Raw genomic sequence first — 13,634 nt, 5'->3', positions numbered from 1 at the left:
CGATCCATGGCAGTCCGCAGATTGCAATGCGTCCTGCCAGCGGTGCGTAGCGTCAAAATCGGCATTGCAAAGGCGCTGCCGAAGCAGACAAACGTCCTCTATCTCTCATCCGAATGGCGCAGCTTGATGTCCCGCCTTCTCGTCCAGCGTGGGCGAAGCTGCGAGGCCTGCGGCCGTACCGGCTGCCGTATCTTCGGCGATCATATCCATGAACTGAAAGACGGCGGCGCACCGCTTGATCCGGGTAATGTCCGGCTGCTCTGCGGCTCCTGCCACAGCACCAAGACCGCCCGCGTTCGGGCGATCCGTTGCCGCGAAACGGTCTGAGATGAGCGTCAGGCAGTTTGTTTTGAGCTCTTCTGGCCTCGGCGAGAACCATCGAGCTCGCACCACAGCATGTGAGCGGCAGCCACAATGGCTGGACCGATGAAGAGGCCTATAAGGCCGAGCATGTGCAGGCCCCCCAGGATGGCAATCATCGTGTGCAGGAACGGCAGGCGGGTCTCGTCGGAGATGAACTTCGGACGGGCGAAATGCTCACCGCAGAACAGAACGAAGAGCCCCCAGCCTGCAACGGCAATGCCCATGTTCATCGACCCTGAAGCCGCGACGATACCGCCTACGAGAATTGCCGCCGGATAGCCGCAGAACGGGATCGACGCAGCAATGGCCAGAAGGATCGTCAGGATAACTGCGTGGCTGGCATCGGCAATGAAGATCAAAGGCGAGCAGACGAGCGCTTCGCCGATACCGACGAGAACCAGTCCGTTGACGGCACCACGAATGCTGCGAACGATGTGCAGAAGAATATCGTCACGCTGGGTGAGTTCGACGCTGACCCTGCGAAGAGATGAAGTGACCCGCCCGTAGGAAAGAAGGCAGCATGCTGCGGTCAGCATGGCAATGAAAAAGGCTTCCAGGAGATGCGGGATACTTTTGAGAATTTTGAAAGCTGCGAGCCCCGCGATCTTGGAGACCGACTTGGCTTGGGCCTTGGCCATCTTCATGATCTGCTGCGGATCGATCTTGTTCGCGATGCTCGCTGGAAGAACGCTTTTGACCTTGTCGATTCTAGCGGAGACGGCAGGCGGCAGGGCTGGCGTTGCACTGTCACCTGAGCCTGCTTCTTCCCCACTATGATCTGACGGCTCGGGCTTTTCCGCACTCTCGTCGCTTCGTGGCGACGCGGCATGGTCTTGCGTAGCAGCTTCAGGACTGTTTGCTGGTGCCGATGTTTGGTGAGGAGCGATGAGATGGTGAGCTTTTTCCGAAAGCGATCCGATTTCGGTCACCGCGCCATAACCCGCTATGCCAGCCATGATCGTGAAGAGCACACATGTCAGCCCGATAAGGCTGATAGCCGCCATCTTCGCACCGATAAACTGTCCGAGTTTGCGCTGTATCGGTCGCACAGCAATGGCGATGACCGCTCCCCATGCCAAAGCGACGATGAGTGAGAACGAGATCCAGATTGCCCCGGCATAGATCGCAACCCCCATGCTGATGAGTGCGAGATACTTTACCCAGGGATGACGTTCAGAAATGAGACGAGAGGCCATGTGTTCGTTCGTTCCGTTCATTGTTGGATCGGCTGAGAAAGAGCAAAGCTAATCATGGTGCCAATTGGTTGCGGTGCATTACCAACAGAACGGAAGAGACGCGCAATCGATTGCAAACGAAGAAGTAGATTTTGAATAAAGCGTTTCGCTCAAAGACCAGGCTTTTGCCTTGGCACCCGCTAAACCCCGACCTGCTGACCCCGAGGGGGCAGGTCGAAAGTCCGGCCGGATCCTACCCCCGCAACCGCGCAAGGCTCAGCGGCAGATTTTCCGGTCTATCAAGGAAATCAAGTTATCAAGGAAAGGGAGCAGAAATGGCTCACGGTGGCGCGCGTCCTGGCGCCGGACGCAAAAAGGGTAGCCGGAACAAGAAGCAGGTGGACTGGAACGGCCCGCTCGTGGTCGATCCCTCCGCGCTTGCGCCCGGCCTCGATGCCCTGAGCGGCATGAGCCCGCAGGATCTGGCATCCTGCTCGCCGCTGGTCTTCCTCACGCATATCTACCGCAATCGCGGCCTGGCTGCCGCCATCCGCGCCGATGCCGCCAAGGCCGCGCTCCCTTATGCCCATGCCCGGCTCGCCGCCCCGCGCGACGATCAACCTGCCCTACCCGGCCTCGATAGCGGCTGGGGCGACGATCTGCCCCCGATGAACAGAAGGAACTGACATGCTGGATCTGAGTCGGAAGGATTGGGAGGCGCGTTTGCGTGCTGCCCGGTCCCTCCTGCCGGATCTGGAGCCTATCAATCCCGCTCTCGCGGCGCGGGCCGTGCGCTGCTTCGACCGGCTGCGCATTCCTGACGTGCCCGGCACGCCTGCCATGGCGCAAGCCTGTGGCGACTGGTTCCGCGAGATCCTCTCTGCCCTGTTCGGCGCGCTCGATCCCGACACAGGTGCGCGCGCTATCCAGGAACTGTTCCTCCTGGTGCCTAAAAAGAACAGCAAGACTACAAACGGCGCCGGGCTGATGCTGACGGCCGTGATCGTGAATGAACGCCCCAACGCCGAATTCCTGATCGTCGCGCCCACCAAGGAAATCGCCGATCTCGCCTTCAGCCAGGCGCTCGGCATGGTGCAGAACGACCGCACGCTGATGCGGTGCTTTCAGGTGCAGCAGCATCTCAAACGCCTAAGATTTCATGCGACCGGGGCGACGCTGCAGGTCAAGGCGTTCAGCCCGGACGTCATGACTGGCGTGAAGCCCGCAGGCGTGCTGGTGGATGAGCAGCACGTGATCGCCATGCGCAACGATGCGGGCAGCGTCATGCGCCAGATACGCGGCGGCATGATCTCGCAGCCCGAGGCGTTCCTCGCCATCATCACCACCCAGAGCGACGGTCCGCCCCGGGGTGTGTTCGCGCAGGATCTGATCCGCGCCCGCGAGATACGCGACGGCAAACGCTTCCAGCCGGTTCTGCCGGTGCTGTACGAATTGCCGCCCGATATCCAGCAACCCTCGAAACTGCCCGGCGAGGCCGCGCCCTGGGAAGATCCCGCCTACTGGCCGATGGTCCTGCCTAATCTGGGCCGGTCGATCACGCTGGACCGCCTGAAGCGCGAATATGACGACGCACGCGAGAAAGGCGTGGGCGAGCTGGCCAGCTGGGCCTCGCAGCATCTCAATGTCGAGATCGGCCTCGCCCTGCGCTCCGATCGCTGGGTCGGTGCCGATTACTGGCAGGGCGCAGGCGATGACACGCTGACCCTCGAGGCCCTGATCGAACGTTGCGAGGTGATCGTGGCGGGCATCGACGGTGGCGGGCTCGACGATCTGCTGTCGCTCGCAGTTCTCGGCCGCGACACTATCACGGGCCAGTGGCTGCACTGGCAGAAAAGCTGGGTGTTCGAGGGCGTGCTGGCGCTTCGCAAGCGCGAGGCCAGCCAGCTGCGCGACCTCGAGGCGCAGGGCGATCTGGTCATCACGTCCGAGCCCGGCACCGATATCGAGCAGCTGGTGGCGGTACTCGGTACAATCGACCGGAGCAACAAGCTCGCGATCGTGGGGCTCGACCCGATGGGCGTGGGCGCCATTGTCGATGCGCTGGCCCAGATCGGCATCGCCCATGAGCGCGTGGTGGGCATCTCTCAGGGCTGGACGCTCTCGGGTGCCATCAAGACCGCCGAGCGCAAGCTGGCGGATGGCACGCTCTGCCATGGCGCGCGGCCCATCATGGCTTGGGCCGTCTCGAACGCGAAGGTCGAGCCCAGGGGCAATGCCATCATCATCACCAAACAGGCGGCGGGCTATCTCAAGATCGACCCGCTGATGGCGCTGCTCAATGCGGTGACGCTGATGAGCCGCAACCCAGAGCCGCCCGGTGGCGGCCGGATGGATGACTTTCTCTCAACCGGGATCATTGCCGTATGAGCATCGCCACGAGACTGCGCGGCATGGCCTACAAGGCCGCGAGCGCGGCGTTCCAGTCCGTCACGGGCGTGTCGCTCACCGATCTGCGCCTAGGGGCCTTCATGGCGGGAGGGCCGAGCATTTCGGGCCAGAACGTCTCGGTCGATACCGCGCTGCAGCTCGACACGGTCTGGGCCTGCATCCGGCTCCTGTCCGAGACCATCGGCGCCATGCCGCTCAAGCTGCATGAGCAGCAGGGTGACGGGCAATCGTCCCTGGCCCGCGATCACCCGCTTTACCGGGTGCTGGCCCGCGCGCCGAATGCCGATATGACGCCCATCGAGTTCTGGTCGTGCATGGCCGCGTGCTGCCTCGCCTGGGGCAATGGCTTCGCGCAGATCATGCGGCGCGGTGACGGACAGATCCTGGCGCTCAATCCGCTGCGCCCCGACCGCATGACCGTGCAGCGCGATCCCAGCACCGGGGCGGTGGTCTATCGCTACAGCTATCAGGGCAGGACACTCGCGCTCGATGAGGGCGACATCTTCCACGTCAAGGGCTTCTGTTTTGACGGGCTCATGGGCATTTCGCCGATCACGGCGGGACGGCAATCCATCGGGGCCGCGCTCGCCGCCGAGGAAACGGCCGGGCGCATGTTCCGCAACGGCCTGCTCTCGCAGACCTATATTTCCGCTCCGACCTATCTGAGCGCAGCGCAAAAGGAACAGGCGAAGGCAATCCTCGCCGATTACTCGGGCGCGATGAACGCGGGCAAGACGCCCCTGCTCGAGGGCGGGTGGAAGGTCGAGAGTATCGGGCTCAAGGCCGAGGATCTGCAACTCCTGCAAACCCGTCAGCTGGGCGTCGCCACGCTTTGCCGGTGGTTCGGGGTGCAGCCTGTCATGATCGGGTCGATGGAGAAATCCACCGCCTGGGGCACCGGGCTCGAGCAGATGAATCTCTGGTTCCTGCAATACGGCCTCATGCCCTGGCTGCAGCGCATCGAACAGGCCGTTGCGCGCTGCCTGCTCATGCCCGCCGAGCGCGACCGATACTTCGCCCGGTTCAACGTTGATGCCCTCCTGCGCGGCGATAGCACGGCGCGTGCCAGCTACATGCAGACCGCGCTGCGCTCGGGCTGGATGACCGTCAACGAGGCCCGCGCCAATGACAACCTCGCCCCCATGCCGGGCGGCGATATGCTGATGGTGCAGGCGCAGATGATCCCGCTCACCGATATCGGCAAGCCCCGCAACCTCACCGGGCTCGGCTCGGGTGGCCAGGGTCCGCCCGGTAACGAGCCAGCGCCAGGCCCCCGCAAAGACCTGACAGGAGATGACAATGAGTGAGTATCTCGCCGCCCCGTTCGAGTGGAAGTTTGCGCCCGACGCGCCCGAAGGCAGCTTCGAGGGCTATGGCAGCGTGTTCGGCCACCAAGACGCACACGGCGATATCGTCCTGCCCGGAGCCTTTGCCGAGACCCTGGCCGAGCGCAAGGCGCAGGGGCGCAGCATCCCGATGCACGTCATGCACGGCATTCTTGGTGGTGACGGCCTGCCGGTGGGCGTGTGGGAAGACGCCAGCGAGGACGCGCACGGCCTGCATCTGCGCGGGCGACTGTCTGGCATGGATACCGATTATGGGCGCAGGCTTTACGGCCTGGTGAAAGATGGCGCACTCGGCGGCCTATCAATCGGGTTCTCCGTGCGAAAAGATGGGGCCATACGCGGCACCGACCCGAAAGGCCCACGCCGACAGATCAGGGCCGTCGATCTGCACGAGGTCAGCCTTGTCGATGATCCGTCCAACGCACTCGCCCGCGTCACCGAAATGCGCAGGCGGTTCTACCCGGTGGCACGTCCCGATCCGGGACCGGAGGCCGAATTGCGTAACGCAGGCCGCGCTCTGCTTGAGGCGCTCAGCCCGTATCGTTATCCGGACACGGGCTGAAACCACGATAACGTGTTCGGGTCAGAACCTAGGCTGCTTCAAAGGGTGAACCGGTACCCGAGCATGATCTCGTGCAGATACAGGTGCCCCTTGAGCTGTTCGTCCTGGAGTTGTCTCACATTGGAAAATACGTTCAACCCACTATGGACGTTGCCGAGATCGACAAATCTGTAGCCCAAGTCGATTGCGTGATGTTCTCCGAAATGGCGGGTGACGCCCGCTCCCACATTATACATGACACTTGTGCTGTTATTGGGCGCAAATGTCCGCGTCGGGTTGCCTTGCCATCCGGATGTGCTCGAAATCGCGGCGCCAACGCCGGCCATCACGTAAATCGAGGTTGATTTCGCCACCGCGATATCCCGGTACAGATTGATCGTGACGCGCTGCTTCCTGTTCTTGAAATGATTCAGACTTGTCGGAAAAATCGAGGAGCCACTGGTGTATTCCGTGCTCCTGGGCAGAACGTATTCGGCCTCTACGCGCCAAAATTGTCCGATCCTGTCACCTACAGCAAACGATCCGCCGGGATATGAGGCAGTCTCTCGCCCGCTCACGTAGCGCCCCACGCCGGGGCGCAAACTCGTATCCATCGCTGAGATATGCTCGAATGAGCCGAGTAGACGCGCCGAGACGTAAACGGAATTCTCGCTGGCAGCACATGCTGCACCAGTAAGAAATACAGAAGCCAATGCCATAATAGGTATATATCGAAACATGTCTGACCTGTATGATTTTTACATGAGGTTTTCCAAATATACAATGCATTGTGGTTCACAAATGAAATTGTCGTGTACGCTTATTCGCCTTAAATGACTTATTTATATCCACACTATACTTTTAGTTTAGTGTAGTGAACTTTTTGTTTACCCGCTGCGGGCCTCAAGCCCGATATCGCCATGAATTCCTGACTGACAATGACAACGCAAGGCGCCTCAGGCGCCTTTTTTTGTGAGGATTACCCCCATGTCCGATTACGAACAGGCCGCCCGAGATCTCAAGGTTGCGACCGACGAGGTAAGGCGTTTTGCCGAGACCTCGACAACCGAGCTACGCAATCTCGGCAAGGTCACGGAAGAAACCAGAGCCAGCGCCGACAAGGCCCTGGCTGAGATGAACGGGCTTTCGTCTCGCCTGACCGATCTGGAACAGAAAGCCGCCCGTCACCACGAACCGTCCAGGGACGCTACCCGGTCGCTTGGCGAAGAGTTCATGGCCAGCGATGCGGCACGCGACCTCAAATCTTCATTCCAGGGGCGGGTCAGGACCGAGATGGAGCGAAAGGCGCTGACGACAGGGCCTGCCACCATGGGCGCGACGACGTCTGCCGGAACATCCCTCATTCCTGCGATGCGCCTGCCGGGTATCGATATGATCCGCCTGCTGCAACCCACCTTGCGTAGTCTCATCCCTTCCGGAGCGACTTCGTCACCCATTATTGAATTCGTCCGGCAGAAAAGCTTCATCAATAAGGCCATGCCGGTCGCTGAAGGCGCGGCCAAGCCGTATTCGGATATGAGTTTCGAGCTCAGCCGGGCGAATGTCGCGGTCATTGCCCATTTGTTCAAGGCCTCGAAGCAGGCTCTCGACGATGCTCCTGAACTCGTCTCGATCATCAATGCGCAGGGCGTCGCAGGGCTCGAACAGGTCGAGGAATACCAGTTCATGTACGGCGACGGGACCGGGGCGAATATCCTTGGCCTCATGAAGCAGGCTACAGCTTTTGCGGCGCCAGCCGGTCTTGCGGTCCCGGATGCCGCTCTCGATACGATCCGGATGGCTATGCTGCAGGCTTCGCTGTCGCTCTACCCGGCAACCGGCATCGTCCTGCACGAGATCGACTGGTTTCGTATCACCTCCGTCAAGGACGGCATCGGCCGCTATGTCCTCAGTGACCCGCAATCCGTTGCGGCGCGGTCCCTGTGGGGTCTGCCGGTTGTCGTCAGCAACACGATCCGACAGGGCGATTTTCTGGTGGGTGCCTTTGCCACCGGTGCGCAGATTTTCGACCGGCAATCCGTCGCGGTCGAGGTTGCCACGGTGGGTGACGACTTCGAGAAGAATATGGTCACCGTTCGTATCGAAGAACGTACCGGCCTCGTCGTTTATCGTCAGCAATCCTTCATCACCGGTACCCTTCCGCCGGATGCCACGGCGGCAAAGAAAGCCTGATCGGGGGCTTCGCCATGACGCTCACCATCCTCGAAAGTCCCGCCCAGGGGCTCGCTCTGGCTTCGCTCGCCGCATTGCGCGAGCAGCTGTCGGGCGAGCCTACCGCTCAGATCAGCGACCCGGCGCTGAGCGAGTATCTGGCCCAGGCCACGGCGCTCGTTCAGTCCACGCTGGGTCGCCCGGTCCTGGCGGGTCTGTATCGCCAGACCCTGCGCGTCGGGGACGGCGAGCGCCGCCTGTCTCTCGCCCTGGCCGTCACGCCGCTGATCTCGATCTGCGACGTGACGCAGGACGGTTTCGTCCTCGATCCCGGGCCGGATGGCTGGGAATCCGGCGCATTGTCCGGGCTGCTCTGCCCGTCGCTCCTGCAGGGTGCCTGGTGGTGGCCGGGGCGCTATCGCGTGACCTATCGGGGCGGCTGGATCGTGCCGGGCATGAAAGACGATCAGGGTAACGCTCTGGCCACGACCGTGCCCGCCGATATCCGCGCAGCTACGCTCTCGACGGCTCGGGCCCTGTTCTACACGGCGCAGCGCGGCGATCCGCTCCTGCGCTCGGAAAGCGAGCAAGGCGTGGGGGCGAGCAGCTGGGCCACGCCTGATTCAAGCCTGGGCGGTCTGCCACCAGATGCCGCAGCCATCCTTGCCCGCTATGCGCAGGCGGGTCTGTCATGAGTTTGGGCGCAAGCCGACGCAGGCGGCAGATCCTGCGGACCGGTCGCCCCATGGTCCTGAGCCGGGCCAATCTCTCGGAGAGTCTGACCGTCACCGGCTACGCCCCGCCTCCGCAGGCGGCGCAGCTGGCCGAGGGCGCTGGCAAGGCCCCGCTCATCGTCCAGATCACCGCCGACGAGACAACGCGCAGCGGCTACATGCCTCGCAAGGGCGACACGCTGCGTGACGGGCCGAAAACCTACACCCTGACCGATGCGAGCCCGGTTTACGACCGGGGCACGCTTTGCGGCTGGACCCTGATCGCCTCGGGAGGCGCCTGAAATGCTGTCCGATACCGTCTGGAATGACGCCTATGCCCGCGCCTCGCTCGTGGCGGAGGATCAGGGCCTCCAATTGATCGATGTGCTGATGCAGCCGCCAGAGGATCGCCCGCCGCTCCATTGGCGCATGGAAGCCCAAGCCAGCCGATCAGACCGGCTCGGGATGGGCGAAAACGCCATGGAAGAGGAAGGCGAGATCGCACTGCATCTCACCATGCGCGTGGGCAGGATCTCGACGCCCGATGCCCTGACCTACTGCAAGGCCATGAGCGCGATGTTTCGAGCGCAGCAGGCCGACGCGCTGCCCTGGCCCGAGGGCCTCTATTACGACGGGCAAAGCCTCTACCCGCCCGATCCCGACACCACCGGCAACTGGATCAGCATGAGCCTGATGATCCGCTACCGCTATCAGGACAGAATAATTCACGAATCAGACTGAAATAGTTTGTCATGATATACGCGGCCCTCTAGCTTTCTACTTACATGAGCTTATGGAGGAAAAAACGATGGACGCTGGTCCGCGCATCTTCATTGCTGCACTCTTTGCTGCTCAATTCTCATTGATGATAGCCCATGCACCACCGCGCTTTTCTTTTGTCGCTGAGAGTACGACTTACACGTCGATTCTGGCTGCCCTCGGGGGATGTGCTGTCGCCTATGTGATGGCCAGATCGATCGCCGGCATAAAAGGGAGACGTCATCGTCTCTGATCTCAGCCGGGATCGACTACCAGTTCTTTGCAAAGCCGCCCCATACGGGCGGCTTTTTTCATGCGCGCAACATGGCGGCGACGACCCGCACTCGCGGGCGGACCACCGCCGCCATCTCCTCCCCCTGAAAGGCACAAGATGAAATTCTTCTCTCTTGCGGAGACCGCTGCTGGCAGCGGTCTTTTCGAGCTGTCCGGTGCTGCCCTCGACGCGCCCGGCACCTCAGTCGCCCTGATCAGGACCGCGAAGACGGTTGCGGCCGGGCTTCGTGTAGCTGTCGCCCCTTATCGGGCCATGAGCGGGATGCCCGCCCCGGTCGCGCCCGTGGGCGCCGAACAGGGCCAGGCTTATGAGCTGCTCATCGAGCAGGCCGACGATGCGGGGCTTTTCGCCACCGAAAAGCAGATCCTGGTGAGCGAGACCAGCGATGCGGCGATGACGGCCTATGCGCTGCAGCTTTTTTATGGGCGCCGCGTCGCGCTCACGCCCCAGCTTGAGGCTGCGACCGACGCTAAGCCGGTCGAAGCCAATCCCGCACCGTCAAACCTCGGCAGCGTGTCCTCGTCCGGGGCGCAGACATCCGGCGGCAGCGTCAGTTCGGGCGGATCTGTTAGTTCGGGTGGTGCCGTCACCTCGGGGGGCTCGGTGTCCAGCTCGGGCACCAGCTCTGCCGCGAAGGGAGCGTGATATGAATTTCACTGGAGCCACTGCCGGTTATCAGGCCGGTGTGCAGGCCAATGACACAAGGCTCGCCTATGCCCGCGAGGCGACTTATGGCGTCGCGCCGAAAATCGCCTATCAGCGCCTGCGCCTGACCGGCGAGAATTTCCGGCGTCAGAACAATCGGCAGCGCCCCGAGGAAATCGACCCGCACTGGGAGGCCTCTCAAGCCGTCACAACGCAACAGACCGTGGGGGGCACGCTTTCGGGCGCGCTCTCCTTTGGCAGCTATGATGCCCTGTTCGCATGTGTCTGTTCCGGCAATACGGTCGATCTGGCAGCACATATTCCTGCAGGAGTATCGCTTGCTTTTGGCTTGGCGGACTGGGAAAAAAGAGGCGTTGCAGTCTCAACGTCTGGCAGTTACCTCTGGGGCGATCTTCCTTCAGCCGGATTTATCCGTCTCGCCTCGGAATCCGGCAAGCTGAACAAGATCATCCCCTATATGAGAGGGGTCGCGGCAGACTATATTGCGATCCCGTTAGATGCATTTGCAATCTTGCCTGACCCCATCGTGGATGGGGCGAATGCTACGACAAGTGTGATTTCTAATGGGGCTATTTTCAACAGCATCACGCTCATCGAGCAGCTCGGCGATGACGTCCTCGTGCGCACGGGCGGTTTCGTCAAGCAGATCCAGCTTTCGATCGCCCAGGGCCAGTTCGCCACCTTCTCGGCCGATTTCGATTTTCGCGATGAGCAGAGACTGACTACTTCGCCTGCGACGGATCTGCTCGCCCCGACCGACAGTTTCGTGCTCGATCCCGTCAACGGATGGGGCGCGATCTGGATTGACGGCAAGAAGGTCGACGCCCCGGTGCGCCAGTTCTCCGCCACGCTCACGCGTGACGGAGCCGGTCAGGATTTCGCACTCGGCAGCGTGGCGGCCGTGGGGCAGCGGCCCGGCAGTCTCACGGCAACGGGCCAGATCCAGCTCTTTTTCCGCAACAGCACGGAATACCAGCGGTTTCAGGACAACTGGCAGGGGCCGGTGCAGGTAATGCTCAAGGATATCAAGGGCAATATCTACGGCCTGACGTTCTTCTCATCGACGCTGCAGAATCCGCAGGTCAATGGCACGTCCAAGAACAGCACGATCGTTGCGACCTTCGACATCGAGGGCAATCCGAAACCGGGTGGCGGCACTTTCTCGCTCAGCATCTTCCCCGCCTGATTGCATCACACTGCGCTCTGCAGAGGACGCAGGCTTCACATCGACACAAACAGAAGAAAGATACCGCAATGGCAAAACTCTCTGCCTTTTCCCGTGATGCTGCCCGTGTGCAGGAGGGCGAAATGATCGAGGTCGGCCCGCTCGGCAACACGTTTCTCATCACGACACGCGGCTTCACACCGCGTTACCGCGATGCCCTCTTTACGCTCAAGTCTGAAGCGGCCAGCCGTCTCAACCGCTCGCTGCAGCCAGGTGCCACGCGATACACAGCCGAAACCCTGCCGCCGAGCGAGGATGACCGTTTGCAGGGTCAGGCGATCGCCGAGCATTGCGTGATCGATGTGGACGGCCTGCAGAACGATGACGGGTCGGCGATCACGGTCGACGCGTTCCGCAAGCTGCTCGCAAGCGGTGAGCATCCGATGCTGATCGCGCTCGCCATCTCGGCGGCGTCGCGTGTCGGTGACGAGCAGGCGCAAGCCCATCGGGACGCGGTGGGAAACTGACCGAGGCGCTAGCCTGGGAGCTTGAATTCGGCCAGTTCACAGGGCCTGACGAGCTTCCGGCGCACCGTGAATTCGTGCTGGCCAGCAAGCCCGAGCTGCCGCCATGGCTCGATCGTCCATGGCGCGGCTGGCACGATCTGCAGCACGATCGCTGCTGGATCGGCGAGACGCTCGGCGCAGCCATGGGCAAGATCCGTGGTGTATCCAGACCGGGCGGCATCAGCTGGCAGGCCCTGGCGCATTGGTGCGAGGTCAACGCCGTTTCGGAAAACGACCGCCCATGGGTCGAGGCCCAGATACGCGCCATGGATGCCGTTTTCATCGCGCATCGCAATCGCAGGATCACCCAGGATATTGACCAGTTCATGAGGGGGTAAACCATGGCCCGTGCTGCAACCTTCAGCCGGTCGCTTCGGCTTTTCGTCGATCGGAACCTCTCGCCTGAAGCCCTGCGCGCCGAATTGGCCCGCAGGGCGATCGCTGCGCGTGAAGATCTCATCGCACGCGGCGAGGCCCCGCCCAGCTGGCGGCGCTATGTGGATGGCAAGGCCAACGCGCCTGAATCCAGCGTGCGGCTCGACGGGGCCATTCTCTATCGTTTCAATCTCACGGGCGAAGCGGCAGAGGTCGCCCTCGATTTGTGCCGCTCGACATCGCCCGTGCGCAGCGGACGCTTTCGCGATTCCTGGCTGCTGCTTTGCGACGACAAGCTGTGGAAACAGCCGCTCAAGGATCTGGCCGCCGGTGCCACGATCCTGATCGTTAATCCGATGCCCTACGCCCGCAAGATTGAAACCGGGGCGCTGGAACCGCGCATCAGGCGCAATCAACTCGAGCGCGTGCGCCAGAGCCTGATGCGGCGCTTTCCGACGCTCGTTTTCAGCAAGATTTTTATCCGTCTGGGCGGCGGTGTCGCCCCATCTGCCCCCTACATCCTGCGCGGCGCCTCGGGCGAGCGCAGAACGCGGGCGGGCTCTACCATGACTTATCCGGCGCTCGAGATCAGTCCTCGGTCATGAAAGCCGGAACGGTAATGATCAGCCCTTGATCTCATGGCATTGAAGCATGGCGCTGGCATCCATCTCGCTCGAGAACATGGCATCGTTGCCCTTGCTCCACCAGACATATTCGGCCGCTACATATTTGGCGCCGCTTGCCGCAATCACGTTGGTGAAGACCTGCGTTTTCCCATCGACCGGAAGCACTGCAAGGCTGATATCGCCCGCATTGATATAGCTTACCTTGACGATTTTCTCGGGCAGGACGGCGCGCAGCTTGGCTGAACTCGCACCCTTTTTTGCCTTGCAGCTGTAAGCGACGGTCTGACGCTGGATGTCGGTCGAAGCTGACAACGGGATCGAGAGTGAATCACCAGTCGCTGCCTGCGCAGGCATGATAGCGGTCACCGCTGTGAGCACGATCGCTGCTCCCGTCAGTTTTCGAAACATGGTTCTGCTCCTTCTTTCGTTGCGCATGTTCTGTCTCTTCGGGACATGCGCGGAC

Annotated in this window: 17 protein-coding genes; 14 read left to right on the top strand and 3 right to left on the bottom strand. The window is 61.8% G+C overall.

The genetic code is table 11. The annotated features are described in order from the left end of the window. The first annotated feature begins 6 nt into the window (after positions 1-6). Complete coding sequence (locus AAID99_RS11510; RefSeq protein WP_498493943.1) at positions 7-327, top strand: HNH endonuclease signature motif containing protein; 321 nt, start codon at positions 7-9, stop codon at positions 325-327. A gap of 8 nt (positions 328-335) precedes the next feature. Here the strand turns inward: AAID99_RS11510 and AAID99_RS11505 are convergent, their stop codons facing one another. Then, on the bottom strand, positions 336-1,559 hold the full coding sequence (locus AAID99_RS11505) for an AI-2E family transporter (RefSeq protein ID WP_498493941.1): 1,224 nt from the start codon (positions 1,557-1,559) through the stop codon (positions 336-338). Between the two features lie 314 nt (positions 1,560-1,873). On the opposite strand from AAID99_RS11505, the gene AAID99_RS11500 reads away from it, so the two are divergent. Genes AAID99_RS11500 through AAID99_RS11485 form a run of 4 tightly spaced genes read left to right on the top strand, consistent with a single transcriptional unit; the run spans position 1,874 to position 5,855 of the window. Next, complete coding sequence (locus tag AAID99_RS11500) at positions 1,874-2,224, top strand: hypothetical protein (protein ID WP_498493940.1); 351 nt, start codon at positions 1,874-1,876, stop codon at positions 2,222-2,224. A 1-nt stretch (position 2,225) separates the two neighbouring features. Further along, positions 2,226-3,926 (top strand): terminase large subunit, encoded by a 1,701-nt coding sequence (locus AAID99_RS11495; protein ID WP_498493939.1) that lies wholly within the window; start codon positions 2,226-2,228, stop codon positions 3,924-3,926. Next, on the top strand, positions 3,923-5,254 hold the full coding sequence (locus tag AAID99_RS11490; protein WP_498493937.1) for a phage portal protein: 1,332 nt from the start codon (positions 3,923-3,925) through the stop codon (positions 5,252-5,254). Before AAID99_RS11495 ends, AAID99_RS11490 begins: the two co-directional genes overlap by 4 nt. Then, a complete protein-coding gene (locus AAID99_RS11485; protein ID WP_498493935.1) occupies positions 5,247-5,855 on the top strand; it encodes an HK97 family phage prohead protease in 609 nt (202 codons plus the stop codon). The genes AAID99_RS11490 and AAID99_RS11485 overlap by 8 nt, the downstream gene beginning before the upstream one ends. A 38-nt stretch (positions 5,856-5,893) precedes the next feature. On the opposite strand, the gene AAID99_RS11480 is transcribed toward AAID99_RS11485, so the two are convergent. Next, entirely contained in the window at positions 5,894-6,553 is a 660-nt protein-coding gene (locus AAID99_RS11480) for an outer membrane protein (RefSeq protein ID WP_498493933.1), read from the bottom strand. A gap of 268 nt (positions 6,554-6,821) precedes the next feature. Between AAID99_RS11480 and AAID99_RS11475 the strand changes: the two genes are divergently transcribed. From AAID99_RS11475 to AAID99_RS11435, 9 genes are all read left to right on the top strand, one after another. Continuing rightward, positions 6,822-8,027, top strand: coding sequence for a phage major capsid protein (locus AAID99_RS11475; protein WP_498493931.1), 1,206 nt, complete (start codon positions 6,822-6,824; stop codon positions 8,025-8,027). A 14-nt stretch (positions 8,028-8,041) separates the two neighbouring features. Then, the gene (locus AAID99_RS11470) at positions 8,042-8,701 is read left to right on the top strand and encodes a hypothetical protein (RefSeq protein ID WP_498493930.1); all 660 of its coding nucleotides are present in this window, start codon (positions 8,042-8,044) and stop codon (positions 8,699-8,701) included. Further along, positions 8,698-9,021: a hypothetical protein gene (locus AAID99_RS11465; RefSeq protein WP_498493929.1), complete on the top strand. Its 324-nt coding sequence runs from the start codon at positions 8,698-8,700 to the stop codon at positions 9,019-9,021. The genes AAID99_RS11470 and AAID99_RS11465 overlap by 4 nt, the downstream gene beginning before the upstream one ends. Before the next feature lies 1 nt (position 9,022). Further along, positions 9,023-9,460 (top strand): hypothetical protein, encoded by a 438-nt coding sequence (locus AAID99_RS11460; protein WP_498493927.1) that lies wholly within the window; start codon positions 9,023-9,025, stop codon positions 9,458-9,460. A 409-nt stretch (positions 9,461-9,869) separates the two neighbouring features. After that, positions 9,870-10,418: a hypothetical protein gene (locus AAID99_RS11455; protein WP_332349901.1), complete on the top strand. Its 549-nt coding sequence runs from the start codon at positions 9,870-9,872 to the stop codon at positions 10,416-10,418. Between the two features lies 1 nt (position 10,419). Next, positions 10,420-11,625 (top strand): phage tail tube protein, encoded by a 1,206-nt coding sequence (locus AAID99_RS11450; RefSeq protein WP_498493926.1) that lies wholly within the window; start codon positions 10,420-10,422, stop codon positions 11,623-11,625. A gap of 68 nt (positions 11,626-11,693) precedes the next feature. Next, a complete protein-coding gene (locus tag AAID99_RS11445; protein WP_498493925.1) occupies positions 11,694-12,131 on the top strand; it encodes a phage-derived protein YdaY family protein in 438 nt (145 codons plus the stop codon). 74 nt (positions 12,132-12,205) lie between these two features. After that, positions 12,206-12,508, top strand: a complete 303-nt coding sequence (locus tag AAID99_RS11440; RefSeq protein ID WP_498493924.1) for a hypothetical protein — start codon at positions 12,206-12,208, stop codon at positions 12,506-12,508. Positions 12,509-12,511: 3 nt separating this feature from the next. Further along, positions 12,512-13,150, top strand: coding sequence for a hypothetical protein (locus AAID99_RS11435; protein ID WP_498493923.1), 639 nt, complete (start codon positions 12,512-12,514; stop codon positions 13,148-13,150). Positions 13,151-13,168: 18 nt separating this feature from the next. Here the strand turns inward: AAID99_RS11435 and AAID99_RS11430 are convergent, their stop codons facing one another. Next, the gene (locus tag AAID99_RS11430) at positions 13,169-13,579 is read right to left on the bottom strand and encodes an MliC family protein (RefSeq protein ID WP_498493922.1); all 411 of its coding nucleotides are present in this window, start codon (positions 13,577-13,579) and stop codon (positions 13,169-13,171) included. Positions 13,580-13,634: the final 55 nt, after the last annotated feature.

The organism is Asaia sp. Ae19-3 (genome assembly GCF_059801175.1).
This window is presented reverse-complemented; position numbering and strand designations above follow the sequence as displayed.